Source organism: Wenzhouxiangella sp. YN1 (genome assembly GCF_056324145.1).
In genome coordinates this window covers 50857-75666 of sequence record NZ_JBJNIO010000093.1, presented here as the reverse complement: position 1 = coordinate 75666, position 24810 = coordinate 50857, and the positions used below count along the sequence as shown (strand labels likewise).

Below are 24810 nucleotides of genomic sequence, written 5' to 3'. Positions count from 1 at the left end.
GCAGCGCACAATCGCTGGAGCGCAGCGACAGCCATCCTGCCGCGCGGCACTGAGCAGCGCACTCTTGGGCATTCTTATCCCGATATCAAGTCGCTATACTCGCGACATGATTTTCAGATTCCTGTTTGTGGCCCTGCCGGTGTTCGGCTTGATGCAGGCCGTTCCGGCCCGCGCCCTGGATTGCGCCGGGGTTCTGGAGCAGGCCGAGTCGATCCGCACCATGCGCGATCATGACGCTGCCGCCGGTGTGGAGCAGGGGCGTGAGCTGCTGCGCCAGATGGATCAGGTCGGGCTGCAATGTCCTGGAGGGCGTGCGCTGGTTCACTCCGCAGTCGCGTCCAATCTGCATATCCTGGGACGAATTGATGCGGCAATCAAGGCCGTGGAGACCGCGCTCGTCCTGAGTGACCGGATCGATGATCCTGTCCAGGTTGCTACGGTGCGCCGCACGGCCGGCGTCATCTACTGGGAAGCCGGTGTCTTCGATCGCGCGCTGGAACATTACCTTGTTGCGCTGGAACAGAGCCAGGCTGCCGGCGACGCCCTGGGCGCCGCCCGGGCAGCGGGCAACATCGGCAACCTGCACAATTCCATGAGCAACTGGGAAGAGGCACGCGAGTATCATCGGCAGGCGTTGACGGGCTTCGAGAAGATCGGCCGGAAGGAAGGCGTGGCCGGCACACTGGTCAACCTCGGTGCCCTGGCGGCGCGTATTGCCGAGGATCACTCCCGGGCCGGTGAACACGAGCGCGCACGGAAAGAGCATCAGGCCAATCTGGAATACAACCGTCGCGCGCTCGGGTTGTTCGAGCGACTCGGCAACCGCCGTGGCATTGCCTATGCCGAAGACAATATCGCGCGGGCCCTGATTCATCTTGATCGTGTCCGGGAGGCTCTGGATCATCACCGCCGATCGCTGAGACTGCGGCGAGAAGTGGGCGATACCAATGGCGTGGTCAAGTCCCTGCTGACCGGCGCCCGGGCCATGACCATGCTCGATCGCCCGGAGAGGGCGCTGGAGATGCTTGACGAGGCTGAGTCAATCATCCCCGGGGGCAGTCTGAGCGCACTTCAATCAATTCTCTGGCAGCGGATCGACGTCTACCAGCATCAGGGTGACTTCGAGTCGGCTTTTCGTACCCAGGAGCGTCTCATTCTGCTCAGCGATGCCCAGGCGAAGGAGGATCTCGCTGCCCGCGTGGAGCAGCTGCAGCAGGCTTTTCGCGCCGAGCAGCTCGAACGTGAGCTGGCGCTGCAGCGAGCGCGCACTGAAGTCTCCGAGCAGCGCGCCCGGCGGCAGCAGCTGATCAGTACTGCCTCGATCATTTTGGTCGTGCTATTACTGCTGATACTGGGCTTGGTGTACAACCGCTATCGTCTCGGCCGTCGAGTATCGCATGCGCTTGACAGGGCCGCCCGAACGGATCCGCTGACCGGCCTTGGCAACCGCCGCGACATGACCGAGCACATCAACCGTGCCATCCACCGACGCAATGAACACAACGAACCGGCGTCATTGATCCTGGCGGATATTGACAGCTTCAAGCGCATAAATGACACGCTGGGACACCAGGCGGGCGACCAGGTGCTTGTGCACGTGGCTGGGGTGGTCCAGCGACACCTGCGTAGCGTCGATCTGGCAGCTCGTTGGGGTGGGGAAGAGTTTTTGCTTCTGCTGACTGGAACGCGCCAAGAGGGTGCGCTTCACGTGTCCGAGAAACTCCGCCGGGCGCTGGGCGATTCTCCGCCGCAGGTCAACGGGGGGCCACTGTTGATGACCCTGACTTTCGGCGTTACCGAAATAGAGCCTGGAGCAAACCTTGCCGAACTGATCAAACGGGCTGATGATGCGATGTACGCTGGCAAGGCGCGCGGCAAGAACCAGGTGGTGTCGGCAGGAGAAGTCATCGCTTGAGCCGGTCGGGACCGTGAGGCCAGGCTCTCTGGCCTTTTGGGGTTTGAGGTGAGAGTGCGTGCTAGCTCTGTACTGTTGTCCAAGCAAGGGGCTCCGCAATGAGCGGGCAAATACCGCCGGAAGATGATCGAACCGTCGTCGAGGGTCAGGCAAGTGCGGCCGTACCCGGCGACGGTATGCCGGAACGTATCGGGCCGTATCGACTGCTCCGGGAGCTCGGCCGTGGTGGCATGGGGACAGTGTATCTGGCCGAGCAGCTCGAGCCGGTACAGCGCAATGTGGCGCTGAAGCTGTTGTGTGCGCGTCGTGCCGGCGGCACGCGGGGTGCGATGTTCGAGGTCGAGCGGCAGATGCTTGCGCGTATGCATCATCCGGCCATTGCCCAGGTTTTTGATGCCGGCACTGCTGATGATGGACGGCCCTGGTTCGCGATGGAGTGGGTTCGCGGTGAACCCATCATCGAGCATGCCGAGCGCCACGGGCTGTCGACGAAGCAGCGGCTGGAATTGTTCGTGCGGGTCTGTGGCGGTGTTCAGCATGCTCACCAGCAGGGCGTGATCCACCGCGATATCAAGCCGGGCAACGTGCTGGTTGTTCGCGTTGACGATGCCTCCATGCCCCGGATCATCGACTTTGGCGTTGCCACGGGCATCGTCGAGCGGGCTGGTCGTTCGCGCTCGGATACCACTGATCGCGCCGGTACGCGCGGCTACATGAGCCCTGAGATGCTCGCAGGGCCCGGCGCGCAAGTTGACACACGTACCGATGTCTATTCGCTTGGCGTTCTTCTGTTCGAACTTCTGACCCGACAGCGCCCGCCGTCGGCCGACCACGCCTCAGCGCTCGCGGCCATCCGCAAGGGGCTGGTTGCTTCGACTGTCAGCGGAAATTCGGCCCGCGACCCTGCCGGGCCGGCTCTGTCCGAGGCCGGCCACCTGCCGCGCGAGCTGCGCTGGATTCTGGCCCGCGCGCTGGCGCCTGACCGTGATGATCGCTACGAATCGGCGGCGGCACTGGCCAGAGATCTGCGGCGCTATCTGGCCAATGAGGTGGTGGAGGCCGTACCGGCCACGCGCGCCTATCGCTGGCGCAAGTTCATGGCCCGCAACGCCCTGGCGGTCTCGGCGGCCTCGCTGGTGTCGCTGGCGCTGGTGGCCGGGCTGGTGGTGGCGATCTGGGGCTTGCTCGAAGCGCGTGCCCAGGCTGATCGGGCCGAGCAGATTGCAGCTTTCACGACGCGCATGCTTTCTTCGATCGAGCCGCAGACTGCTGCCGGTCAGCCGACGCCGGTACTTGATCGCGTGCTCGCCGATGCGGCCGAGCGCGTGCGCAGCGAGCTGGCCGGCCAGCCCCGGATTCGTGCGGAAATCGAGCTGACCATCGGCAAGGTCTACGCCAGCCTCGGTCAGAACAAGCGCGCCCGCGCGCACGTCGAGCGCGTGCTCGAGCTGATCGATCGCCGGCAGGCGCCGACGATCTATCTGGATGCCGCCGCCGAGCTGAGCGTGGTCGACCTCAGCGAGGCCCGGCTCGATCTGGCCGAGGCCCGGCTGGACGACGCCCTGGCCGTTGCGCACCAACACGACAGCACGGCAGACTGGCTGAACCTGAAAACCATTCAGGGCAGCCTGCGCTACGACCAGGGGCGCTACCGCGAGGCGATCGAAATCTACCGCGAAGTGCTGGCGCAAATCGGCTCTGAACCGGCACCGGAGCTGCAAGCCATTCATGTCGCCGCCTTGTCGCAAATGAGCCAGGCGTGGTCCGAGATGCACGAACTCGACGAGGCCAACCGCTGGCTGGAGGCGGCGCTGGCGGCCGTTCGCGCACGCGATGACCCCGCCGGCCGGGCCCGGCTCAGCGGTCTGCTCAACAGCCGCGGCGTGCTGCTGCTCAGGCAAGAGCGCTATGCCGAGGCCGAACAAGTGTTGCGCGAGAGCCTTGAGGAGGGGCAGCGCCTGTACGGCAAGGACCATCCGCAGATGATCGTTGTCTACGGCAATCTGGCCGGTGCGATCCGCCAGCAGGGCGGGGCTGAACGGGTCGAGGCATCACTGCCTTTTTATGAGCGCGCCCGCGAGCTTGCGATCGAGCGCTACGGGATGAATCATCCGCAGTCGGTTGCCTTTACCTACAACCTGGGCAATGTCTATCGCGAGCTTGGCCGCGTTGAACAGGCGCTGGCCATGCATCGGCTTGCGCTCGACGGCGGCGGCGTTTTTCCGGAGTCGCATCTGTTTCACGGCCTGGTCTATCTGGGCCTGGGCCAGAGCGAGCTGGCTGCCGGCGACATGGTCGCTGCCGGCGAGCACCTGCAGATTGCCGTTGATCGACTCGGCGAGATGATGGGCGAGGACTTTTTCCGGCGCTTGCAGGCCATGGAGTCCCTGGCCGAGGTGCATGCGGCCATGGGTCGGGCCAAGCGTGCTGCCGCGCTCAGGCAGGAACTGGCGCGCTTGCGCGGACAAACGCGCGGCCGGTGAGCTGAATGCGATGACAATGCGCGCAATTCGGGTGGCCTTCGGGTAAGGTAAACGCCACGGAGCAACACCCAACTGCATTCCACGGAGAAGAACGCACGTAATGAACAACGGCCTGACTCTCAGCGGCGACATGGTGCTGGTACTGGTGCTGCTGGGGCTGACCGTTTTCCTGTTTGTCACCGAGCTTGTCCGGCTGGATGTGGCGGCAATCTGCGTGATGGTACTGGTGGGCCTGCTGGGGCTGGTGCCGGGCGAGCAGCTGTTTTCCGGCTTTGCCTCCAACGCGGTGATTGCGATCATTGCGGTCATGATTCTGGGCGCAGGCCTGGATCGAACCGGAGTCATGAACCTGGTCTCGTCGTTTATCGTCAAGCTTGGCGGGCCGAGCGAGTCGCGCATCCGAACGCTGCTTTCGGCAACGGTGGGCGCAACCTCGGGTTTTTTGCAGAATGTCGGGGTCACCGTGCTGTTCATGCCGGTGGTCAGCCGGATTTCTGCGCGCCTGGATCTGCCGCTGTCGCGCCTGCTGATGCCGATGGGCTTTGCCACGATTGTCGGCGGCACGCTGACCATGGTGGGTTCTTCGCCGTTGATTCTGCTAAACGATCTGATCGAGACGTCGAATCGATCGCTGCCGCCGGGCGCGGAGGCGGTCAAGCCTTTCGGGCTGTTTGACGTCACCCTGATCGGGCTGGCACTGATGGTGGCGACACTGCTTTACTTTCTGGTCTTCGGGGCCGCGCTGCTGCCCAGGCCCAGGGAGAAGAAGCCGGCCTCGCCGGCGCGCACCAAGAGCTATTTCAAGGAAGTCTACGGCCTCGAGGGCGACATCTACGAAATGCTCGTGACCGTGGATTCGCCGCTGGTGGGCATGCGCATGGCCGAGGCCGAAACCCTGGACGGTGCCCCGCTGATGCTGGCCATCCAGAATACCGACAGCCCGCGGCTGGCGCCGCCGTCCGATGAAATGATCTGGGTCGGAACCGTGCTCGGTGTGATGGGCACGCGTGAACAGGTGGGCGAATTCGCCCTGGCCAACAACCTGCGGCTGCAGCCACGCCTGCGCACTTTCGGCAACCTGTTCAATCCCACCCGCGCCGGCATTTCGGAAGTGGTGGTGCCGCCGGGCGCCCGCCTGATCGGCCAGACCATCGGTGAGGCGCAGCTGCGCTCGCGCTTCGGTATTTCCGTGCTGGCCATCAACCGCCGCAACGAGATCATTACCGAGGATCTGCGCGAAGAGGTGCTGCAGGTAGGCGACTGTCTGGTCAGCCACTCGACCTGGCGCGACCTGGCCAAGCTGGCGCGGGTCAAGGACTTCATCGTCGCCACCGATATTCCCAAGGAAGAGCAGCGCCCGCAGAAGGTGGTGCATGCGGTCGGCTTTTTTGCCCTGAGCCTGTTCTTGATCCTGTTTACCGGCTTTCAGCTGTCGGTTGCGCTGATGGCCGGGGCCATCGGCATGGTGCTGGCAGGCGTGCTGAGCATGGACGAGGCTTATCGGGCGGTGAGCTGGAAAACGGTGTTCCTCATGGCCGGGTTGATTCCGCTGGGTATCGCCATGGAAGTGACCGGCACCGCAGCGTGGCTGGCCCAGCAGGTGCTTGAATTGCTCGGGGACATGCCGCAACTGGTGGTGCAGCTGGTACTGGCGCTCATGGCCACCGTGTTTACCCTGTTCATGTCCAACGTGGGCGCCACGGTGCTTCTGGTGCCGATTGCCATCAATATCGCGCTGGCCACCGGCGCCAGCCCGGCGCTGTATGCCATGCTGATCGCGCTGGCGACCTCCAACGCCTTCATTCTGCCCACGCATCCGGTCAGCGCCCTGCTCATCGGACCGGGGGGTTACAAGGTGAAGGATTTTGTGCGCGTCGGCGGCTGGATGAGTCTCGTGTACCTGGCGGTGATGCTGGCCGGGCTCAACCTGCTGTTCTGAGCGCGCCGGCTTGCATGATGACGGCCGCCGCGAAGCGCGGCTGAAGGCAACCTGCCTTTATGCGGGGTTAATCAAGGTGCCGCGGTGACGAAGATCTTGCCGCCGGTTTCGTCGATGTCGACCGTGCGCAGGGCAGCGTTCTTGCACGGCCCGGCAATGCACTCACCAGTAGCCGGCTCGAAAACCGCGCCGTGATGGGCGCAGACGAGCTGATTGTTCTCGTCGGTCAAAAAACGGTCGGGGGCGAAGTTCAGCGGCCGGCCCTGATGCGGGCAGATGTTGAGCCAGGCACGCGCGGCGCCCTCGCGCCGGGTGACGATCAGCCAGGTTGGCTCGCCGGCCAGCTCGAGCTGGAATTCGCGGTATTGCCCTTCGGCCAGGTCGTCGGCAGGGCACAGGAACACAGATTCATTCACGGGGTCAGACACTGTATGCAAGATCCAAGACAGCGATTCTATCAGCCGCCGGCCAGTCCGCTGGCGCGCTTCGGGCTGGTTCTTCTGGGAATCGGCGTTCTCGCCCTGAGCTTCCTGCTCGGGCTGGTTTTTCTGGCCGTGGCCGTCGGCATGGCGGTGATCGGCTTTGTTGTTCTGACCGTGCGCCGCTGGCTGGGTCGGTCGGGCAGGAAAAAGCGCGATGACAGCCTGATCGACGTCGAGTATCGCGTGGTTCACCGCGAGCGCGGCAACCGCAGGTGAGCCGGGCCGGCGTGGTTCGCCGGCCCGCCGTTGTCTGATCAGGACCCGCTGAAGGTCAGCAGGATGATCGCTGCCAGCAGAACCGCCATCCAGATCGCCATCTGCCCCATCGGGCTGCGGCTGGAGAAGTAGCGGTAGGACTGCACCCGAATCAGGTTGATGGCCCGGCCCCCCACCGACAGTGCCGCTTGGGCCGCTCGCCCACCCACTGTACTGAGCCCGCGGTCGACAGCGCCAATCGCTTTCGGCGCCAGGCGCCGGTAGAGCCAGTCGAAATCGAGCGTGATGGTCAGCGTGCGCTGCATCATCGGCAGCATCACGAAAAACGCCAGGCCGGCAAACAGCAGCAGCTGCAGCTGGCTGAGCACGTGGTCGGCCGTGTAGGGCTGGTAGTCGACCGGGTAGGGCAACAGGCCGTAGAGCAGGCCCGGAAAGATCCCCAGGCCGATACAGATGGCCGAGAAGAAGATCATCGCCAGGCGCATGTTCCAGGGCGCTTCTGGCGGACGCAGTCCGGAGTCCTTCTGGAAGAACACGAACCAGGGGAACTTGATGCCGGCGTGCAGGAATACGCCCGCAGAAGCCGCGACCAGCAAATACCAGATCAGCGCCATGTTCTGTTCGGCCGCGCCCGAGGAGATCATCGACTTGGAGATGAAGCCCGAAGTCCAGGGGAAGGCCGAAATCGCCAGCGCACCGATGGTGCCGCAGATGGTCGTCAGCGGCATGGTGCGGAACAGACCACCCAGGCTGGAGCATTTGCTCACTCCGGTCTGGTAAAGCACCGCACCGGCGCTCATGAACAGCAGGCCCTTGTAGATGATGTGGGCAAAGGCATGTGCGGCCGCGCCGTTGAGCGCCAGCTCGGTGCCGATACCGATGCCGACCACCATGAAGCCGACCTGGTTGACGATCGAGTAGCTCAAGATGCGCCGCATGTCGTTTTCCAGCAGCGCCCAGATGATGCCGTAGAAGATCATGATGGTGCCCAGCCACACCAGCAGTTCGGTGCCGGGGAACAGCAGGATCAGCGCGAGCACCGCGGTCTTGGTGGTGAACGCCGACAGGAACACCCCACCCATGGGGCTGGATTCCGGATAGGCGTCGGCCAGCCATACGCTCAGTGGCGGTGCGGCCGCGTTGACCAGCACGCCGAGGAACATCATCCAGGTGGCGAAGTCACCCAGCTCGAGCACCCGGATCTCCGTCGATCCGGTCTGCAGGATCAGCCCGATGATGCCGATCTTGAGCAGAATGCCGCCGCTCAGGTGGATGATGGCGTAGCGAATGCCGGCCGCGCGGGCGCTGGGCGTGCCGCCGCACCAGACCACGATGGTCGAGAAGATCGCCATCAGCTCCCAGAACACGAACATCACGATCAGATCGCCGGCGAAACTGACGCCGATGGCCCCGGCAGCATAGATCAGGGCCGACGACAGCTCCCACCATCTGGACTGGCGGAAGGCGAACAGCACGCCGCCGAAGCCCATGATGGCAAAGACGGTGGCGAACAGCCGCCGCAGGCTGCTGCCCTCGACCAGCTGCGCTTCGTAGCCCAGAAAAGTGGTGGTCAACTGAACGCCGTCGCCGACCTGCCAGATGGCAAGCAGCGTGATCAGCGGCGTGGCCAGCGCAATCAGGGCGCGCAGAGTCGACTGCCGGACCAAGGCGATCAGAAGCCCGCCGGCGATCATCACAAGGGCAGGAGGCAGGACGAAATCAAACATGCTGGTCGTCCTCCCCGACGTGCTCGGATACCGGCCCGGTGTCGTCAGCGTAGTAATCGTCGGGACGCTTGAGCACAAAGCCGAGCAGTTTGGCGCCCACCACCATGGCCACGCAGGTGACAAAGCCGTAGATCGCGTAGAAGCCGAACCAGCCGTCGACCTTGAAGTATGCGTGGAAGTGAACAAACAGCTGGCCGGCGACCGTCAGCGCCAGAATGGCGCCAAAAATCCACCACATCAGGCGGATTGATCGAGGCCGAACCAGCCAGTGATCGCTGTCGGGCCGTGGCTCGGGGCGTTGCTCGGGTCTGGGCGACCGGCTCATGTGCCAACCTCCAGGATGCGTGATTGGATATCCACGATCGGTCCGTTGAACAGGAAGAACAGAATGACCAGGGCCGCCGTGAAGGTCAGCGCCGCCACCATTGGCCAGGGCGCTTCACGGTGGTCGATCTTCGGGGTCACGTTCTCGTCGCGGAAGAAGGCGCGGTGAACGATCGGCAAAAAGTAGGCCGCGTTCAGCCCGGTTGAGAGAATCAGAACCGTCAGAGCGAAATAGTTGCCGACCTGGAGTGCCCCGGCGAGCATGTACCACTTGGATACGAACCCGGCCGTGGGCGGCACCCCGATCATCGAGATCGCGCCGATGGCGAAGGCCACCATCGTCCACGGCATGCGTCGGCCGATGCCGTTGAATTCGTCCACCCGGGTTTTCTTCGAGGCGACGTAGATTGCGCCGGCGCAGAAGAACAGGGTGATCTTGCCGAAGGCGTGAGCGACGATATGCACCGCCGCGCCAAGCTCGGAAAGCGGCGCCAGCACCAGGGCCGCCAGCACGATGTAGCTGAGCTGGCTGATGGTCGAGTAGGCCAGCAGGCGCTTGAGCTCGACCTGCTTGAGCGCGATGATCGAGGCGGCGATGACGGTAAAGCCGGCCAGATAGACCAGGTACTGCTCCAGCGGCACGCCGGAAAGGTAATCCAGCCCGAAGATGTAGACCACGACCTTGATGACGGTGAACACGCCGGCCTTGACCACCGCCACGGCGTGCAGCAAAGCCGATACTGGCGTGGGCGCGACCATCGCTGCCGGCAGCCAGCGGTGCATGGGCATGACCGCAGCCTTGCCGATGCCGAGCACGAACAGCGCCAGCAGGATGGCCGCCTCGACCGGGCCGAGCGTGCCTGACAGGATGCCGCCGGGCACAAATTCGGTGCTGCCGGTCGCCATCCAGACCCAGATGATGGCCGGCAGCAGCAGGCCGATGGAGGTGCCCAGCAGCACGCCCAGGTAAGTGCGGCTGCCGGCGCGCGCGGCAGCGTTGTGCTTGTGCGCTACCAGCGGCCAGGTGCTGATGGTCAGCACCTCGTAGAAAATGAACAGCGTCAGCAGATTGCCGGCGGTGGCTACGCCCATCGCGCCGCTGATGGCGATGGCAAAGAAGACGAAGAACGAGGTGTGCCGTGGCTCATTGGCCCCGCGCATGTAGCCGATGGCGTACACCGAGGTCACGAACCACAGCAGGCTGGCCAGCAGGGCGAAGATCAGGCCCAGTGGCTCCAGGCGAAAGCTGATCGACAGGCCCGGCAGAATATCGATCAGCTGCAGGGCCACGTCCTGGCCGTCGAGCACCGGGCCGATCAACTGCGTGGCCAGGCCGAACAGCGTAGCCGCGGTAACCAGGGTGGCGGTCTCGCGCAGGTTGGGCCAGCGGCCCAGCAGACCAACGGCGAGCGCGCCGATGAGCGGGGTGACGATCAGGGCAATGATCAGCATGGTCGGGCTCATGGTGAAACCCCCAGCAGCACTTCGGCACCGCGGCGCGCGACGTCAGCGGTCAGCCGCGTGTCGATACCGAAATAGAAGTTGGCCGCCACCAGCAGCCACATCGGCACGAGCAGGCTCAAAGGCGCTTCGCGCACGGGCCGCTGGCCCTCCGGCGCAGGCTGCAGCCAGGCCGCTTCGGCGATCTTGCCGATATACAGCACCGCCAGCAGCGAGCCGATCAGCACCACGGCGATGGTAAACCAGGCGTTCTCGGCCATGGCCGCTTCGATCAGGATCCACTTGCTGATGAAGCCGACCGTCAGCGGCACGCCGATGATACTCAGGCCCGCCAGCACGAAGGCCAGCATGGTCAGCGGCATCTGTCGGCCCAGGCCGCGGAAGGCCGAGACCTGCGCCGAGCCGGTCTGATGGATGACGGTGCATACGCACATGAACAGCGCGCCCTTCATCAGGGCATGGTTGAACATGTGAACCAGGCCGGCGCTGATGCCGGCGACCGATACAAAGCTGATTGCCAGCGCCATGTAGCCCACCTGGGCAACGCTGGAGTAGGCCAGCAGGCGCTTGGCGTTGTTCTGCTCGATGGCCCAGATCGAGGTGAACAGAATGCCGAGGATGCCGAGCACGAAGAAGGTCTCGGAAAACGGCATCCGGCCGACGAACTCCGGGCCGAAGACGGTAAAGATCAGGCGCAGCAGCAGATAGACCGCCACCTTGGTCGCGGTCGAGGCGACGAACACCGAGACCAGCGAGGGCGCGTTGGTGTAGGCGCCGGGCAGCCAGCGGTGCAGCGGAAACAGCGCGAGCTTCATGCCGATGCCGACGATGATGAAGGCAAAAGCCGCTTGCACGGCGCGGCTGTCGGCCACGGCCGGCAGACGCTCGGCCAGGTCGACCATGTTGAGCGTGCCGGTCATGATGTAGATCAGGCCAAGGCCGATCAGGTAGAAGGTCGCGCCGAGCGTGCCCATGACCAGATAGCGAAAGGCCGACAGCGGCGCGGCGCGGCTGCGACCCTGGCTGACCAGCACGTAGGTCGACAGCGAGGAGATCTCGAGAAAGACGAAGACGTTGAAGGCGTCGCCGGTCAGCGTGATGCCCATCAGGCCCGAGAAGGCCAGCAGGAAGAGCGCGTAGAACAGGCCCTGGCGCTGCGGGACTTCGCGATTGACCGAAAGCCGGCCCCAGGGCAGGATCACCGCGCCCATCAGGGCGATCAGCAGGCCGATGAAGCCGTTGACCGCATCGACACGGTATTCGATGCCGATCGGCGGCGGCCACTGGCCGAAAAAGTAGCGCATCGGTGCCTGCACCGCTTCGGGCAGCACGAAGGCCATGATCACCGCCGAGGCGGTCACGCTGACGGTGGCCAGCAGCCACGGCAACACACGGCCGGGCAGAAGGGCGCAAATCGGCGCCGCCATCAGCGGCAGCAGCACGCTGAACGGCATCCACTCAATGATGCTCATGTGCCGGGCTCTCCGTCCTCGTCTTCGGTGAGCTGGTCGTCCTGGATGCTGCCGTAGTTTTCACGCACGCGCACCACCAGGCCCACGCCGACAGCGGTGGTGGCCACACCAACGACGATCGCCGTCAGGATCAGCACGTGCGGCAGCGGGTTGGAATAGAGGTCGACCCCCTTTTCAAGCACCGGCGACGACGCGCCAATGATCTTGCCGGCGGAAATGAACAGAATGAACACCGACGTCTGAAAGATGTTCAGGCCGATGATGATCTTGATCATGCTGCCGCGCGCAATGACGGCGTAGAAGCCGGTCATCATCAGAAAGATCACGATCCAGTAGTTGAAGTGGCCGAGCCAGCCCATCAGTCATTCTCCTCCTGCTCCATGTCCGCAACGACGCGCGCGCGGTCGGCAAACAGGGTGTAGACGATCATCATCACGGCGCCCACGGTAATGCCGACGCCCAACTCGACCAGCACGATGCCGGTCTGCTGTGCGGCCTGGGGCGAGCTGGGCACCAGCGGCGCATAGTCGAGAAAGTGGCTGCCCAGCAAGACGCCGAGCAGGCCGGTCGTCGCGTAAAGCATCACGCCGATGCTTGCCAGCGCTTTCTGGGCTCTGGCGGGGATGACCGCCAGCGCTTCGTCAAGGCCGAACACCAGCGCAAACAGAATCCAGGCGGCGGCGAAGATCACGCCCGCCTGGAAGCCGCCGCCCGGCGAGTATTCGCCGTGAAACTGGATGTAGAGCGCAAACAGCATGATCAGCGGAATGAGAAAGCGCGAGACCACGCGCAGGATGCTGTTGTTGTTCATTCCTTGCGCTCCTTCTCGCCGGCCTTGTCCACTGACGGGCGCCGGCGTTTGCGGGTAGCGCCGAGCAGCATCATCACGCCGATGCCGGCGGTAAAGATCACGTAGACCTCGCCCAGTGTATCGATGGAGCGGTAGCCGGCCAGTACCGAAGCCACCACGTTGGGAATGCCGATGTCGTCGTAGGACTGCTCCAGGTAGTAGGGCGCGACGTGCTGATGGATGGGGTTATCGGCGGCGCCGAAGGGCGGCAGATCCCAGGTCGCGTAGACCAGGCTGGCCCCGGTGACCAGCACCACCGCCAAGGCGGTGAGGTTGCGGCCCGGGCGGTGGTCTTCATGCCGCGGGGCGAGCGTCAGCGCCAGCAGCATCAGAATGGTGGAAATGCCGGCGCCGACGGCCGCCTCGGTCAGCGCCACGTCGCCGGCGTCGAGCACGGTAAACAGCGACGCCGAGACCAGCGAATAGATGGTGAACATCATCACCGCAGCGAACAGGTCGCGCATGCGCAGCACGGCAATTGCCACTATCGCCAGAAAGGCCAGCAGCGTGAGATCGATCAATTGTTCGATGACTGCTCTCCCTTGGGTTTGAGGCCGTCGTGCAGCCCGGCGCGGGCCAGCGCATGGGCTGCCGTCGGCGAGGTGAACAGCAGAAACAGCAGGATCAGCGCCAGCTTGACCGCCAGCAGCGTAAAGCCGGCCTGGAGAATCAGCCCGGCGATGATCATCAGGGCGCACAGGGTGTCGGTCATGCCCGCTGCGTGCAGTCGCGAATAGAAATCCGGAAAGCGCAGCAAGCCGATGCCGCCGAGAATGCCGACCAGGCCGCCGCCCAGCAGCAGGATCCAGCTGAATACATCGACGACGATCATGAACTCCCTCCGTCGTGGCCGATCTCGTCGGGATCCTGCAGGCGCACCAGCTTGAGTACCGCGATGATCGTGATGAAATTGATCAGGGCATAGACCAGGGCCACGTCGATGAACAGCTCGTGGCCCAGCACGAAGCTGATCAGCGCGACCAGCAGCACGGTCTTGGTGCCGAAGACGTTGACGGCCACGATACGGTCCCAAACCTGCGGGCCGAGCAGGGCACGGGTCAGGGCCAGGGCCATGGTGGCCAGCATGGTCAGGGCGGCCAGGGTGTAGATCATCGGAGCTTGCCCTCCAGCCAGCAGACGTGGCCGCCCATCTCACCCGACAGCACGCCTTCAGCGCCGGCGCGGGTCAGTGCATGCACGACGATTTCGTCTTTGTCCAGACGCAGGCTGACGGTTCCGGGCGTGAGCGTAATCGAGTTGGCGTAGGTTACCCGCGTGACATTGCGTGACTGGCGGACGGGCACGCGCAGCACGCGCTGATGAATGTGGCCGCGCGGGTCGATCACGGCGCGGGCGACATCGATGTTGGCCAGCACGATCTGCCAGGCCAGCCAGGCCCAGTAGATCGGCAGCCGCCAGGAAAAGAGCCCGGGATTGTGCTGGATGCCGATGACGTCCATGCGCCAGGCCAGCCAGCAGGCCAGGGCGATGGATAGCGCGCCCAGCGCCAGGACAATCGGGTCGAACATGCCCGAAAGTGCCAGCCAGAGCGCGGCCATGATGAGGGCCAGTGAGAGGAGATAGCGCATAAGACGGCGAATCTTACCAAAATCGTGTGACTGAGCGGGGGGGGTGATTGACGAAGTCGATGTGAGCAAGGTCAGGGATTGGGGCACGATTCAGGAACGGCTGCACGAACTCGTTTCTGCCGGCGTTCACAGATAGGGGCTGAACAGCCAGCAGGCGGCGTCTCTCAGCCGGGTCGGGAGCCTGCGAGCGTCAACTTCCTCGAGGCTCAGCTCGCGGCCGGCTGCGGCCAGCCGGTCGATATGCGTTGACAGTGTAGCGGCCAGCGCGGCGTCATAGGCTTCGACCTGCAGTTCGAAATTCAGCCGCAGGCTGCGCGGATCCCAGTTGGCCGAGCCGACCAGGCTGTAGAAGTCGTCGACGACAAACAGCTTGCCGTGGTTGAACGGCGGCGGCTGCAGGCTGACCCGCACGCCCCGGAAAAGGAGCTCCCAGATCATGTTGCGCGTTGCCCAGTCGACGTAGGGCAGGTTGCTTTTCTCCGGCAGCACCACGTGCACGTCGATGCCGCGCACGGCCGCGACCTGCAGGGCGCCGATGAGCTCTCGCGGCGGCAGAAAATAGGGCGTCATGACGCGCACGGAGTGCCGGGCGCTGGCGATGGCTGCCGACAGCAGCATGGTCATGCGGTCGAGGTCCTCGTCGGGCCCGTCGGTCAGCGTGCGGCAAATCACCTCGCCACCGTCGGTTTCCACCTTCGGGCGATAGCGCACGACTTCGCCGGTGGCGAATTCCCAGCTGCGGTAGAACTCCAGCGTCAGTTGTCCGACGACGGGGCCGGTCAGCCGGAAGTGCATGTCGGCGGTCGCGTTGGCATTGGCGGGGTCGTCCACGCGGTGGCGGTCGCTGATGTTCATGCCGCCGGTGAAGGCGACCTGGTCGTCGACCACCAGGATCTTGTGGTGGTTGCGCAGGTTGATCGACAGCGACGGCGGCAGCAGGCGCGGCGGCAGGAAAGCGGCGGTACGAACGCCGGCGCGGCGCAGGCGGTGGCCGACCCGCGGCAGCGAATACCACTCGCCGATGCCGTCAATGAGCACGCGCACGTCGACGCCACGGGCCACGGCATCGGCCAGCGCCCGGCAGAACGCCTGCCCGGTGTCGTCACGATCAAGAATGTAGGTGGTCAGGCAGACGCGCTCGCGGGCCTGATCGATGGCTTCGAGCATGGCGGGGTAAGCCTGTTCACCGTTGATCAGCGGCGTGACCCGGTTGCCGCCAACCAGGGCGTGGCGGCTGAGCGCCCCGCCGCTGCGCGCCAGCTCGCTGAAGGTGGCCGGCAGATCACCGGGCAGCGGATGCAGGCGGGCGACGGCCTGGCCGCGCTCGCCCGCACGCAGCGGCGGCATGGCAAAGCGCTGGGCGCGGTTGCGGGTGCGGTTGACGCCAAAGAACAGATACAGCGCCGGCCCGGCGATCGGCGTGACCACGCAGACGGCAATCCAGCCGAAGGCACCGCGGGGCTCGCGCTTGTACAGCAGGGCATGGAGTGCCGTTGCCGGTGCCAGCACGGCGTGAAAAAGCAGAAGCGTGAGCGTTTCCCAGGACATCGTCTTTTTTGTGGCGCCCGCAGGGGCAATACGCCAGTGTTCCCCGTGAAATCGGATGATGCAAGGAAATTCCGGCTGCGTTACACTAATATCTTTCTATCCCGATCAAGAGATAAATCTGCGACATGAGATCTTACCTGTTTACTTCCGAGTCGGTGTCCGAGGGGCATCCGGACAAAATGGCCGACCAGATTTCCGATGCGATTCTCGATGCCATCCTGGTTCAGGATCCGCACGCCCGCGTTGCCTGCGAGACTTTCCTCAAGACCGGAGCGGTGGTTGTCGGCGGCGAGATCACGACCAGTGCCTGGGTCGATCTCGAAGAGCTGATTCGGCAGGTCGTTGTCGATATCGGCTACGACTCTTCGGAAGTGGGCTTTGACGGCCATACCTGCTCGGTCATCAACATGATCGGCAAGCAGTCGCTCGACATTGCCCAGGGCGTCGATCGGGAAATCCCCGAAGACCAGGGTGCGGGCGACCAGGGCCTGATGTTCGGCTACGCCTCCAACGAGACTGACGTTCTCATGCCCGCGCCGATCTACTATGCGCACCGTCTGGTCGAGCAGCACACCCGGTTGCGCAAGCACACCGACAACCCGTTGCCCTGGCTACGCCCCGACGCCAAGAGCCAGGTCACGCTGCGCTACGAGGACGGCCAGCCGGTCGCCATCGACGCGGTGGTGCTGTCAACCCAGCACGACGAGGGTGTGGGTCTGGAAGAACTGCGCGAGGGCGTGAAAAAGCACATCATCGAGCCGGTGATACCGGCCGGCTGGCTGCACGACGATACCCGCTTCCACATCAACCCGACCGGCAAGTTCGTCACCGGCGGGCCGGTGGGCGACGCCGGCCTGACCGGGCGCAAGATCATCGTCGATACCTATGGCGGCATGGCGCGCCACGGCGGCGGCGCGTTTTCGGGCAAGGACCCGTCCAAGGTCGACCGCTCGGCCACCTATGCCGGCCGCTACGTGGCCAAGAACGTGGTTGCCGCCGGCCTGGCCGACAAGTGCGAGGTTCAGGTCAGCTACGCCATTGGCGTGGCCGAGCCGACGTCCGTTTCGGTGACCACGTTCGGAACCAACAAGGTGCCGGAAGAAAAGATCGAGGAACTGATCCGTCAGCATTTCGATCTCAGGCCCTACGGCATTCTCAAGGCCCTGGATCTGCTGCACCCGATGTATCGCCAGACGGCCAGCAACGGCCACTTCGGACGTCAGCCCCAGGAGGCTTCCGCCAAGGTCATCCGCGACGGTCATGAAACGACCGAGCACTTCACGACCTTCAGCTGGGAGAAGACCGACAAGGCCGACGCCCTGCGCAAGGATGCAGGGCTCTAGGGGCCAACCAAGTGTGGAGTGGCAAGTGTGAACAGGGCGAATGCTTTCTCGAAGCCAGCCACTTCACACTTCACACTTCACACTCCGTCCAATCGAAGCCGATGAGATCGAGTGAGTCCACGATTTTTCAAGTTTGAACAAACCAAGAGGTAACCACCAAATGAGTGCCAATCCCGAAGACGTAACCAAGGGCGTGCTCTTCGACGAGCAGATCGCCCCGACCGATCAGGATTTCTGTATCGCCGATTCGAGCCTGACCGATTTCGGCCGCAAGGAAATCAAGATCGCCGAAACCGAAATGCCGGGCCTGATGCAGACCCGGGCCGAGTACGCCAAGGATCAGCCGCTCAAGGGCGCGCGGATTGCCGGTTCACTGCACATGACCATCCAGACGGCCGTGCTCATGGAGACCCTGGTCGATCTGGGCGCGGAAGTGCGCTGGGCCTCGTGCAACATCTACTCCACCCAGGACCACGCCGCAGCGGCGATGGCCGACCGCGGCATTCCGGTCTTTGCCTTCAAGGGCGAGACGCTGGACGAGTACTGGGAATTCATCCACCGCATATTCCAGTGGCCCGACGGGCAGACCGCCAACATGATTCTCGATGATGGCGGTGACGCCACGCTGCTGCTCAACCTGGGCGCCAAGGCCGAACAGGACGCCAGCGTGCTCGACAAACCCGGCAGCGAGGAAGAGAAGGCCCTGTTCGCCTCCATCAGGAAGCGGCTCGAGTCCAACCCCGGCTGGTATGCCGAGGCGCTGGCCAACATTCAGGGCGTGACCGAGGAAACCACCACCGGCGTCAATCGCCTCTACCGCATGGAAAAGGAAGGCGCGCTGGACTTTCCGGCCATCAACGTCAACGACTCGGTCACCAAGTCCAAGTTCGACAACCTCTACGGCTGCCGCGAGTCGCTGGTCGACTCGATCAAGCGCGCCACCGACGTGATGGTGGCCGGCAAGACTGCCATTGTCTGCGGCTACGGCGACGTCGGCAAGGGTTCGGCGCAGTCGCTCAGAGCGCTGTCGGCCAACGTCTGGATTACCGAAGTTGACCCGATCTGCGCGCTGCAGGCGGCGATGGAAGGCTACAAGGTGGTCAACCTGGAAGACGAGGGCGTGGTCGAAGAGGCCGATATCTTCGTGACTGCAACCGGCAACTACAACGTCATCGACCACCGCCACATGCAGCGCATGAAGAATCAGGCCATCGTGTGCAACATCGGCCACTTCGACAACGAGATCAACGTTGCCAGCCTTGACGACTACGAGTGGGACGAGATCAAGCCACAGGTCGATCACATCACCTTCCCTGACGGCAAGAAGATCATCCTGCTGGCGCGCGGCCGCCTGGTGAACCTGGGTTGCGCCACGGGTCATCCGAGCTTCGTGATGTCGAACTCGTTCACCAACCAGACGCTGGCGCAGATCGAGCTGTTCAAGCACGGCGAACGCTACGAGAACCAGGTCTACGTGCTGCCCAAGCACCTCGACGAAAAGGTTGCCCGTCTGCACCTGGAGCGCGTGGGCGTGCGCCTGACCGAGCTCGACGCCGAGCAGGCCGACTACATCGGTGTACAGGTCGAAGGACCGTACAAGCCGGAACATTATCGCTACTAGGAGGAAAACAGGTTCCGGGTTCGGGCCTGCGGGTGGCTGCCACCCGCAGGCCGGAGCCTGAACCATGTCAAACATGAGCAAGCCCCAACTGAGTTTCGAGTTCTTTCCGCCCAAGAACGACAAGCAGCAGGAGAGCTTCGAGGCATCCTGCCGCCATCTGGCCGCGCTGGAACCGGAATACATGTCGGTGACCTTCGGCGCCGGCGGATCGACGCGTACGCGCACCTTCGATACCGTGCGCAGCATTATCGACGCCACCGGCGTGCCTACCGCGCCGCATATCTCCTGCATGTCGGAAAACATCGACAGCATTCGCCGATTGCTCGATGACTACCGTGACCACGGCGTCGACCGCCTGGTGGTTCTGCGCGGCGACCGGCCTTCGGGCGGCGGCACCGGCGTGTTCGACTACGCCGTCGATCTGGTGCAGTTCATTCGCCAGGAATACGGCGATCGCTTTCATATCGAGGTGGCCTGCTACCCGGAGCATCATCCGGAGTCGAAGTCACCCGACAGCGACCTCGAGCACTTTCGCGCCAAGGTGGCGGCGGGTGCCGACGGCGCCATCACGCAGTACTTCTTCGGCGCCGAGAGCTACTTCCGGTTTGTCGATGACGCCCGCGCGCTCGGCGTGAACGTGCCGATCGTGCCCGGCATCATGCCGATCACCAACTATTCGGGCCTGGCCCGGTTCTCGCGCATGTGCGGCGCCGAGATTCCGCTGTGGATCGCCAAGCGCATCGAGACCTGGGAAAGGGACGAAAAGATGGAGTCGCTGCGTCAGTTCGGCGAAGAGGTCGTCACCCGCCTTTGTCAGCAGCTGCTCGAGGGCGGCGCCCCGGGCATTCACTTCTATACGCTCAACCGATCAGCGCCGTCGGTAGCCCTGTGCCGCAACCTCGGACTCTGCCGGCTCGATGACGCGGCTCGGCGCAACATCGCCTGAGACCCTCCTGCATCGAGCTCGAGCAACCCGGCCCCGTGCCGGGTTGCTGCTTTCTGGGCTACTGATCCTCGCCGCTCACCCCGGGCGCGCCCCCGGGGTCGAGCGGTACGGCGATCTCGATCGGTTTGCAGCACACGCGGCAGTCGACAACCACGCGCTGACCGCGCTCCCCCGGATCGATGAACAGTTCGTTGGGTTCGCCGCACCAGGGGCAGGCAAACTCGAAATCCTCGCCCTCGCCCGCGTCTTCCATCATTCCGATTCGCGGTAGATGCCAAGCTCGAAGCGGCCGTCCGGGTGAATCGCGGCGCGATACATGCCGGGGGTGTTGAAAGGCATGCTGATGCGGCCGGAGGGGTCGATGGCAATCACGCCGCCGTCGGCGCCAACGTCCTTGAGCGTTGCGTTGATGACCTGATCAGCGGCCTCATCCAGCGACATGTCGGTCAGCCGCATCAGCGAACAGATGTTGTAGGCGGCCACGTGGCGGATGAAGAACTCGCCGTGGCCGGTGGCCGATACTGCACAGGCGCGGTTGTCGGCGTAAGTGCCTGCTCCGATGATCGGCGAGTCGCCGACGCGGCCCCACTGTTTGTTGGCCATGCCGCCGGTGGAAGTGGCGGCGGCCAGGTTGCCGCTGGCGTCCAGGGCAACCGCACCGACCGTTGAATACCAGTTCTGTCGGCGCGCCTGGGCCGCCTGTTCGTCGGCCTGCATTGCTTCGAGCTGCTGGCGGCGAAAATCGGTAATGAACCAGTCCTCGCTCTTGAATTCCAGCCCGTGATCCCTGGCAAAATTCATGGCACCTTCGCCGATCATCATCACGTGTGGCGAGTCGTTCATGACGTGCAACGCCGCCTCGACCGGGTGGCGAATGCCCTTGACCGCGGCAACGGCGCCGGCATCGAGCGTTGCCCCGTCCATGATCGAGGCGTCCATTTCCACCGTGCCGGTGTTGGTCAGAACGGCCCCGCGTGCGGCGTTGAACTGCGGCGCGTCCTCGAGAATCCGGATGGCGGCCACTACGGCTTCCAGGGCGGGGCGCCCCTGTTCGAGCGCCGCGTGCCCGGCGCGGGCCGAGCGCTCGAGCGCGTCGCGAATTGCCTGTTCGCGCTCTGCGGTCATGTTCTCCGGCAGGATGGTGCCGGCGCCGCCGTGAATGGCAATGGCAACGGGTGATTCAGCCATCGCCGCTCCGGTCAGAAACAGCAGCGTGGCAAGCAGCAGGGTTCGAAGCATGGGTTGTTGATCCGTGATGGGTGACTGCATTGCAGTGTAGCACTGGCGTTGCCGTCGTCAGGGCGGTCAATCGGAGCGCCTGAACCAGTAAAGTGCCGTGTAGATCTTGGGGTCGATGGCAAGGCCGCGCTGGTGCTGCTCGTCGAGCCAGCGGTCGATCTGCCCGCGCGCAATGGCGTGAACGCGGATGGACTCACTGGCGTCGCCGCCGCCTTCGCCCACGCGCACCAGCTCGCTGGCGTGCACGAAAACCGCCACTTCGTCGCTGAGGCCGGCAGAGGTCGGGCAGGGCATGATTTCCCTGATCGCTCCGGCACGCCAGCCGGTCTCTTCCTCCAGCTCGCGCCCGGCTGCTGCAAGCAGGGGCTCGTCTTCCTGGCCCAGCTGGTCGCCGACCAGGCCGGCGGGCAGCTCGATCGTTCGTGCCTGCAGCGGAATACGGTACTGCTCGACCAGCAGCAGCTCGTCGGTCGGTGTCCACGCCACCACCACCGCCACGCGGTGATGACGCGAGACCAGTTCCCAGCCGTTGCGCTCGATCAGCTTCAGGTAGCGCCCGGCGTACAATAGGGCATCTTTTTGCGTCTCTCGTGCCATGCGTTCCATGCTCTTGATCGGATGAACGAATCGGTTCGGGGATAGTCCCACACCCAGCTTTCATGCAAAACCCACAGAGAAGAATTATGCGCGTTTCCGTTTCAATCTTCATCATGATCGCCGGCCTGGCGGGGATCGGTCACGGCCTGGCTCAGGAGACTCCGCGCTCCGGCGAGGCTGGCGAAGAACAGCCGCCGCAGAGCAGCCGGATGCTGCCCGGCCAGCGGCTTCCCCACTGGATCAGCAAGGCCGGAAAGGCCTATGAACGTCAGGACGTGGAAGGCTGGGTCGAGGCCACCGAAGAGCTGCACCAACTGCGACCTTTCAATCAGGACTTCATGCGTCACCTGGTGGAAGGCCACGCCCGCCTGGGCAATCTCAGCGAGGCGTTCAACATGATGCTCAAGATGCAACAGCAGGGCCTGTCGGAAGACTGGGACCGGATCGACGCTGTCGAACCGCTGCGCGAGCACGGACTCTACAGCCACCTCAACGACCTGATGGCCAGTGCCGGTGAGGCCTTCGGCGACGTGACCGTGTGGTCGCAGCTGGACCACGAGTACGCCATGCCCGAGGCGATGGCCCACGACGACAACAGCGGCCGCCTGTTTGTCGGCACGATTCGCGACGGGCTGATTCTCGCCAGCAAGGACGGCCAGGAATGGCAGACGTTTGCCTCTCCCGAGACCGTGCCGCAGATTCAGGGTGTTTTCGACCTTGCCGTGGATGCGCAGCGCGGGCATCTGTGGGTGGCCAGCAGTGCGGTAGGCCAGTTTCAGGGGCCGCCGCGCGATGACGAAGTGCACAGTTCACTGCTGCGCCTCGATCTTGAAAGCGGCGAGCTGCAGGCCGAATACGAGCTCAGCAGCGGCGCCGGGCGCAACCTGCTCGGCTCGCTCGCGCTGGCCGCTGACGGCACCGTTTTCGCCGCCGATACCCAGGCGCCGGTGGTCTATCGCCTGGACCCGGGCAGCGACGCGCTGAAGCCATTTTTCGGCCACCAGAATTTCACCAGCCTGCGCGGTCTGGCCCTCAATGACGACGACAGCCTGCTCTACGTGGCCGACTACGAGCTGGGGATTTTCGTGGTTGACGTCAGCGGTGGCCAGCAGGCCTGGCAGCTGGCCATTCCCGAGACCTTCAACGCCGGCGGCATCGACGGCCTTTACTGGTGGAACAATCATTTGATTGCCATTCAGAACGCCATTACCCCACAGCGGGTCGTGCGCCTTGCCCTGGGCGATGACGGCCTGGGCGTGACCGCGGTTGCGCCCCTGGCGGCGGCGCTGGATGAGTTCGACACCCCCACCTTCGGGGTGATGGACGGGCAGGACCTCTACTTCTTCGGCGCCAGCCACTGGCAGCACGTCGATGCCGAAGGCCAGGCACGCGGCGAGTTGCCCGAAGTGCCGATCATGACCATCGATGTCGACAATGCCTCGGTGCAGGTCGTCGGTCAGGAGATCATGGAGCAAATGCAGCGCCGGGGCGAGGCCGGCGGCGGCTGATCGGGCGGATTCCTCAGCTCGGTGAAAGGCGGTGCAGCCGTTCGCGCAGCGGACGGCCGAAGTGGAGGCTGTCGAGCAGGGCGTCGAGGGCGTCGCCGTCGCCCCTGCCACGGGTCAGATCGCCGATCGCGGCCAGCTGCGGTACCTGGCAGTGCAGCCCGGTGAGCTGCCGGGCCAGGCGCGCAGCGGCTTCGTGCTCGCGCAGCCGGGCCGCCAGTGTTTTCGCGCCGCGGATCTTCAGCCAGGCGATTTCATCAAGGCGTTGGTAGATTGCATCCAGACTGCCGAAGTGCGCCAGCAGCGCGCTGGCCGTCTTGGGGCCGACGCCGGGCACGCCGGTGATATTGTCGACGGCATCCCCGGTGAGCGCGAGAAAGTCGGCCATCTGATGCGGGTGGACACCGAAGTGCTCGAACACGCCGCGGCAGTCCAGCCGCCGCCGGCGCGAGAAATCCCACCAGTGGTCGTCATCGACGAGTAATTGCGTCAGGTCCTTGTCGCCGGTGACCACGCACACCGACTGCCCGCGCGATTGACACTGATCAGCCAGCGTGGCGATCAGGTCATCGGCTTCGTAATAGCTGTCGGAGCACACCGTCAGCCCCAGCGCCCGGCCCAGGTCGCGGCACCAGGCGAACTGGCGCTTGAGTGCTTCGGGCGCGGGTTCGCGGTTGGCCTTGTATTCGGGATCGATCTCGTTGCGATACGAGCTGGTCAGGGACTCGTCGAAGGCCACCGCCACGTGGTGGGCTTCGGTCTGTTCGAGCAGTTCGCACAAGAAGCGGGCAAAACCGTAGACCGCGTTGGTGGGCCGCCCGGCGGCATCGGCAAAGCGGTCGGGCATGCTGTACCAGGCGCGAAAGATGTACAGGCTGGCATCGATCAGGTAGGCCCGCTGCGGGCCGTTGGGGCTGCTGCCGGTGTCGAGCATCAGGCGGCGGTGGCGGTCAGGCGTTTGCGCAGCACGCTGTTGCGCGGAAAGTGCGCCAGCAAAAACTCCATCTGGTCGGCCACGATCCGCCGCCCCTGCAGGTAGACGTATTCAGCATGCGTGGGCGTGAAGGGAATGGCCAGCAGCTGCATGCCGGCGTCTTCGGGCGTGCGCGAGCCCTTGTGGTTGTTGCAGCGCTTGCAGGCGGTCACGACGTTGGCCCAGGTGTCGGCGCCGCCGCGGGCAAGCGGATGAACATGATCGCGCGACAGGGCGCGCTCCGGAAATTGTTCGCCGCAATACAGGCAGAGGTTCTCGTCGCGCCGGAACAGCGCGCGGTTCGACAGCGGTGGCGTGTAGCGGTCGTAAAAACGATGGGCATCCGGATGCAGGCCCTGAGTGGCGATGATGGCATTGATCGGGATTTCCGTGCGCCGGCCGCTGCCGGCGTTGATGCCGCCGTGCAGGCGATAGAGCACGCGGCCCAGAGCGTAGCGGACCTGGTTGAGCACAATCAGACGAACCGCATGCTGGTAGCCGATCCATTCAAGCGGCATTCCGGTGACATCGGTGCGCAGTATTTGCTGGTCCAGGTTCAGCATATTGTGTTCTCCAGGCG

General features: G+C 64.3%; 25 protein-coding genes. 8 read left to right on the top strand and 17 right to left on the bottom strand.

All coding sequences use genetic code 11. The annotated features are described in order from the left end of the window. The first annotated feature begins 106 nt into the window (after window positions 1-106). From ACEWQZ_RS02105 to ACEWQZ_RS02095, 3 genes are all read left to right on the top strand, one after another. A complete protein-coding gene (locus tag ACEWQZ_RS02105) occupies window positions 107-1915 on the top strand; it encodes a diguanylate cyclase (RefSeq protein ID WP_476481415.1) in 1809 nt (602 codons plus the stop codon). Between the two features lie 98 nt (window positions 1916-2013). After that, window positions 2014-4398 carry a serine/threonine protein kinase gene (locus ACEWQZ_RS02100; RefSeq protein ID WP_476481414.1) on the top strand — a complete coding sequence of 795 codons (2385 nt, stop codon included), beginning with the start codon at window positions 2014-2016 and terminating at the stop codon, window positions 4396-4398. A gap of 100 nt (window positions 4399-4498) precedes the next feature. Then, the gene (locus tag ACEWQZ_RS02095) at window positions 4499-6337 is read left to right on the top strand and encodes an SLC13 family permease (protein WP_476481413.1); all 1839 of its coding nucleotides are present in this window, start codon (window positions 4499-4501) and stop codon (window positions 6335-6337) included. 71 nt (window positions 6338-6408) lie between these two features. Here the strand turns inward: ACEWQZ_RS02095 and ACEWQZ_RS02090 are convergent, their stop codons facing one another. Then, window positions 6409-6753, bottom strand: coding sequence for a Rieske (2Fe-2S) protein (locus ACEWQZ_RS02090; RefSeq protein WP_476481412.1), 345 nt, complete (start codon window positions 6751-6753; stop codon window positions 6409-6411). A 15-nt stretch (window positions 6754-6768) separates the two neighbouring features. Here ACEWQZ_RS02090 and ACEWQZ_RS02085 point away from each other — a divergent pair, with 15 nt between their 5' ends. Continuing rightward, a complete protein-coding gene (locus ACEWQZ_RS02085) occupies window positions 6769-7035 on the top strand; it encodes a hypothetical protein (RefSeq protein WP_476481411.1) in 267 nt (88 codons plus the stop codon). A gap of 38 nt (window positions 7036-7073) precedes the next feature. Here ACEWQZ_RS02085 and ACEWQZ_RS02080 read toward each other — a convergent pair whose 3' ends face one another. From ACEWQZ_RS02080 to ACEWQZ_RS02030, 11 genes are all read right to left on the bottom strand, one after another. Then, the gene (locus ACEWQZ_RS02080; RefSeq protein ID WP_476481410.1) at window positions 7074-8762 is read right to left on the bottom strand and encodes a Na(+)/H(+) antiporter subunit D; all 1689 of its coding nucleotides are present in this window, start codon (window positions 8760-8762) and stop codon (window positions 7074-7076) included. After that, the gene (locus ACEWQZ_RS02075) at window positions 8755-9087 is read right to left on the bottom strand and encodes a hypothetical protein (protein ID WP_476481409.1); all 333 of its coding nucleotides are present in this window, start codon (window positions 9085-9087) and stop codon (window positions 8755-8757) included. Before ACEWQZ_RS02075 ends, ACEWQZ_RS02080 begins: the two co-directional genes overlap by 8 nt. Next, entirely contained in the window at window positions 9084-10550 is a 1467-nt protein-coding gene (locus tag ACEWQZ_RS02070; protein WP_476481408.1) for a monovalent cation/H+ antiporter subunit D family protein, read from the bottom strand. The genes ACEWQZ_RS02075 and ACEWQZ_RS02070 overlap by 4 nt, the downstream gene beginning before the upstream one ends. Next, window positions 10547-12019 (bottom strand): monovalent cation/H+ antiporter subunit D family protein, encoded by a 1473-nt coding sequence (locus ACEWQZ_RS02065; protein WP_476481407.1) that lies wholly within the window; start codon window positions 12017-12019, stop codon window positions 10547-10549. Before ACEWQZ_RS02065 ends, ACEWQZ_RS02070 begins: the two co-directional genes overlap by 4 nt. After that, window positions 12016-12378 carry a cation:proton antiporter subunit C gene (locus ACEWQZ_RS02060; RefSeq protein ID WP_476481406.1) on the bottom strand — a complete coding sequence of 121 codons (363 nt, stop codon included), beginning with the start codon at window positions 12376-12378 and terminating at the stop codon, window positions 12016-12018. Before ACEWQZ_RS02060 ends, ACEWQZ_RS02065 begins: the two co-directional genes overlap by 4 nt. After that, complete coding sequence (locus ACEWQZ_RS02055) at window positions 12378-12830, bottom strand: Na(+)/H(+) antiporter subunit B (RefSeq protein ID WP_476481405.1); 453 nt, start codon at window positions 12828-12830, stop codon at window positions 12378-12380. Before ACEWQZ_RS02055 ends, ACEWQZ_RS02060 begins: the two co-directional genes overlap by 1 nt. Then, the gene (locus ACEWQZ_RS02050) at window positions 12827-13390 is read right to left on the bottom strand and encodes a DUF4040 domain-containing protein (RefSeq protein WP_476481404.1); all 564 of its coding nucleotides are present in this window, start codon (window positions 13388-13390) and stop codon (window positions 12827-12829) included. The genes ACEWQZ_RS02055 and ACEWQZ_RS02050 overlap by 4 nt, the downstream gene beginning before the upstream one ends. Continuing rightward, the gene (gene mnhG / locus ACEWQZ_RS02045) at window positions 13387-13701 is read right to left on the bottom strand and encodes a monovalent cation/H(+) antiporter subunit G (protein ID WP_476481403.1); all 315 of its coding nucleotides are present in this window, start codon (window positions 13699-13701) and stop codon (window positions 13387-13389) included. Before mnhG ends, ACEWQZ_RS02050 begins: the two co-directional genes overlap by 4 nt. After that, window positions 13698-13982: an MrpF/PhaF family protein gene (locus tag ACEWQZ_RS02040; protein WP_476481402.1), complete on the bottom strand. Its 285-nt coding sequence runs from the start codon at window positions 13980-13982 to the stop codon at window positions 13698-13700. The genes mnhG and ACEWQZ_RS02040 overlap by 4 nt, the downstream gene beginning before the upstream one ends. Next, window positions 13979-14458 (bottom strand): Na+/H+ antiporter subunit E, encoded by a 480-nt coding sequence (locus ACEWQZ_RS02035; RefSeq protein WP_476481401.1) that lies wholly within the window; start codon window positions 14456-14458, stop codon window positions 13979-13981. Before ACEWQZ_RS02035 ends, ACEWQZ_RS02040 begins: the two co-directional genes overlap by 4 nt. Before the next feature lie 126 nt (window positions 14459-14584). Next, window positions 14585-16006 (bottom strand): phospholipase D-like domain-containing protein, encoded by a 1422-nt coding sequence (locus ACEWQZ_RS02030; RefSeq protein ID WP_476481400.1) that lies wholly within the window; start codon window positions 16004-16006, stop codon window positions 14585-14587. Window positions 16007-16131: 125 nt separating this feature from the next. On the opposite strand from ACEWQZ_RS02030, the gene metK reads away from it, so the two are divergent. From metK to metF, 3 genes are all read left to right on the top strand, one after another. Next, window positions 16132-17349, top strand: coding sequence for a methionine adenosyltransferase (gene metK / locus ACEWQZ_RS02025; RefSeq protein ID WP_476481399.1), 1218 nt, complete (start codon window positions 16132-16134; stop codon window positions 17347-17349). A 160-nt stretch (window positions 17350-17509) separates the two neighbouring features. After that, window positions 17510-18970, top strand: a complete 1461-nt coding sequence (gene ahcY / locus ACEWQZ_RS02020; RefSeq protein WP_476481398.1) for an adenosylhomocysteinase — start codon at window positions 17510-17512, stop codon at window positions 18968-18970. A gap of 64 nt (window positions 18971-19034) precedes the next feature. Continuing rightward, window positions 19035-19916 (top strand): methylenetetrahydrofolate reductase [NAD(P)H], encoded by an 882-nt coding sequence (metF, locus tag ACEWQZ_RS02015; protein WP_476481397.1) that lies wholly within the window; start codon window positions 19035-19037, stop codon window positions 19914-19916. Between the two features lie 58 nt (window positions 19917-19974). On the opposite strand, the gene ACEWQZ_RS02010 is transcribed toward metF, so the two are convergent. From ACEWQZ_RS02010 to ACEWQZ_RS02000, 3 genes are all read right to left on the bottom strand, one after another. Continuing rightward, on the bottom strand, window positions 19975-20172 hold the full coding sequence (locus tag ACEWQZ_RS02010; protein WP_476481396.1) for a CPXCG motif-containing cysteine-rich protein: 198 nt from the start codon (window positions 20170-20172) through the stop codon (window positions 19975-19977). Next, window positions 20169-21155, bottom strand: coding sequence for an isoaspartyl peptidase/L-asparaginase family protein (locus ACEWQZ_RS02005; protein ID WP_476481395.1), 987 nt, complete (start codon window positions 21153-21155; stop codon window positions 20169-20171). Before ACEWQZ_RS02005 ends, ACEWQZ_RS02010 begins: the two co-directional genes overlap by 4 nt. Before the next feature lie 66 nt (window positions 21156-21221). Then, a complete protein-coding gene (locus ACEWQZ_RS02000) occupies window positions 21222-21761 on the bottom strand; it encodes an NUDIX hydrolase (RefSeq protein WP_476481394.1) in 540 nt (179 codons plus the stop codon). Window positions 21762-21838: 77 nt separating this feature from the next. Between ACEWQZ_RS02000 and ACEWQZ_RS01995 the strand changes: the two genes are divergently transcribed. After that, window positions 21839-23260, top strand: a complete 1422-nt coding sequence (locus ACEWQZ_RS01995) for an SMP-30/gluconolactonase/LRE family protein (RefSeq protein ID WP_476481393.1) — start codon at window positions 21839-21841, stop codon at window positions 23258-23260. Between the two features lie 13 nt (window positions 23261-23273). Here the strand turns inward: ACEWQZ_RS01995 and ACEWQZ_RS01990 are convergent, their stop codons facing one another. Further along, window positions 23274-24191 (bottom strand): 5'-3' exonuclease, encoded by a 918-nt coding sequence (locus tag ACEWQZ_RS01990; RefSeq protein ID WP_476481392.1) that lies wholly within the window; start codon window positions 24189-24191, stop codon window positions 23274-23276. Next, a complete protein-coding gene (locus ACEWQZ_RS01985; protein WP_476481391.1) occupies window positions 24191-24793 on the bottom strand; it encodes an HNH endonuclease in 603 nt (200 codons plus the stop codon). The genes ACEWQZ_RS01990 and ACEWQZ_RS01985 overlap by 1 nt, the downstream gene beginning before the upstream one ends. Window positions 24794-24810 lie beyond the last annotated feature (17 nt).

Coding starts and splice junctions, on each gene's coding strand:
- ACEWQZ_RS02035 (WP_476481401.1), bottom strand. CDS start 14,458: ATGCGCTATCTCCTCTCACTGGCCCTCATCATGGCCGCGCTCTGGCTG.
- ACEWQZ_RS02085 (WP_476481411.1), top strand. CDS start 6,769: ATGCAAGATCCAAGACAGCGATTCTATCAGCCGCCGGCCAGTCCGCTG.
- ACEWQZ_RS02070 (WP_476481408.1), bottom strand. CDS start 10,550: ATGAGCCCGACCATGCTGATCATTGCCCTGATCGTCACCCCGCTCATC.
- ACEWQZ_RS01995 (WP_476481393.1), top strand. CDS start 21,839: ATGCGCGTTTCCGTTTCAATCTTCATCATGATCGCCGGCCTGGCGGGG.
- ACEWQZ_RS02060 (WP_476481406.1), bottom strand. CDS start 12,378: ATGGGCTGGCTCGGCCACTTCAACTACTGGATCGTGATCTTTCTGATG.
- ACEWQZ_RS01985 (WP_476481391.1), bottom strand. CDS start 24,793: ATGCTGAACCTGGACCAGCAAATACTGCGCACCGATGTCACCGGAATG.
- metF (WP_476481397.1), top strand. CDS start 19,035: ATGTCAAACATGAGCAAGCCCCAACTGAGTTTCGAGTTCTTTCCGCCC.
- ACEWQZ_RS02005 (WP_476481395.1), bottom strand. CDS start 21,155: ATGCTTCGAACCCTGCTGCTTGCCACGCTGCTGTTTCTGACCGGAGCG.
- mnhG (WP_476481403.1), bottom strand. CDS start 13,701: ATGATCGTCGTCGATGTATTCAGCTGGATCCTGCTGCTGGGCGGCGGC.
- ACEWQZ_RS02075 (WP_476481409.1), bottom strand. CDS start 9,087: ATGAGCCGGTCGCCCAGACCCGAGCAACGCCCCGAGCCACGGCCCGAC.
- ACEWQZ_RS02040 (WP_476481402.1), bottom strand. CDS start 13,982: ATGATCTACACCCTGGCCGCCCTGACCATGCTGGCCACCATGGCCCTG.
- ACEWQZ_RS02030 (WP_476481400.1), bottom strand. CDS start 16,006: ATGTCCTGGGAAACGCTCACGCTTCTGCTTTTTCACGCCGTGCTGGCA.
- ACEWQZ_RS01990 (WP_476481392.1), bottom strand. CDS start 24,191: ATGCTCGACACCGGCAGCAGCCCCAACGGCCCGCAGCGGGCCTACCTG.
- ahcY (WP_476481398.1), top strand. CDS start 17,510: ATGAGTGCCAATCCCGAAGACGTAACCAAGGGCGTGCTCTTCGACGAG.
- ACEWQZ_RS02105 (WP_476481415.1), top strand. CDS start 107: ATGATTTTCAGATTCCTGTTTGTGGCCCTGCCGGTGTTCGGCTTGATG.
- ACEWQZ_RS02065 (WP_476481407.1), bottom strand. CDS start 12,019: ATGAGCATCATTGAGTGGATGCCGTTCAGCGTGCTGCTGCCGCTGATG.
- metK (WP_476481399.1), top strand. CDS start 16,132: ATGAGATCTTACCTGTTTACTTCCGAGTCGGTGTCCGAGGGGCATCCG.
- ACEWQZ_RS02055 (WP_476481405.1), bottom strand. CDS start 12,830: ATGAACAACAACAGCATCCTGCGCGTGGTCTCGCGCTTTCTCATTCCG.
- ACEWQZ_RS02095 (WP_476481413.1), top strand. CDS start 4,499: ATGAACAACGGCCTGACTCTCAGCGGCGACATGGTGCTGGTACTGGTG.
- ACEWQZ_RS02080 (WP_476481410.1), bottom strand. CDS start 8,762: ATGTTTGATTTCGTCCTGCCTCCTGCCCTTGTGATGATCGCCGGCGGG.
- ACEWQZ_RS02010 (WP_476481396.1), bottom strand. CDS start 20,172: ATGATGGAAGACGCGGGCGAGGGCGAGGATTTCGAGTTTGCCTGCCCC.
- ACEWQZ_RS02000 (WP_476481394.1), bottom strand. CDS start 21,761: ATGGAACGCATGGCACGAGAGACGCAAAAAGATGCCCTATTGTACGCC.
- ACEWQZ_RS02100 (WP_476481414.1), top strand. CDS start 2,014: ATGAGCGGGCAAATACCGCCGGAAGATGATCGAACCGTCGTCGAGGGT.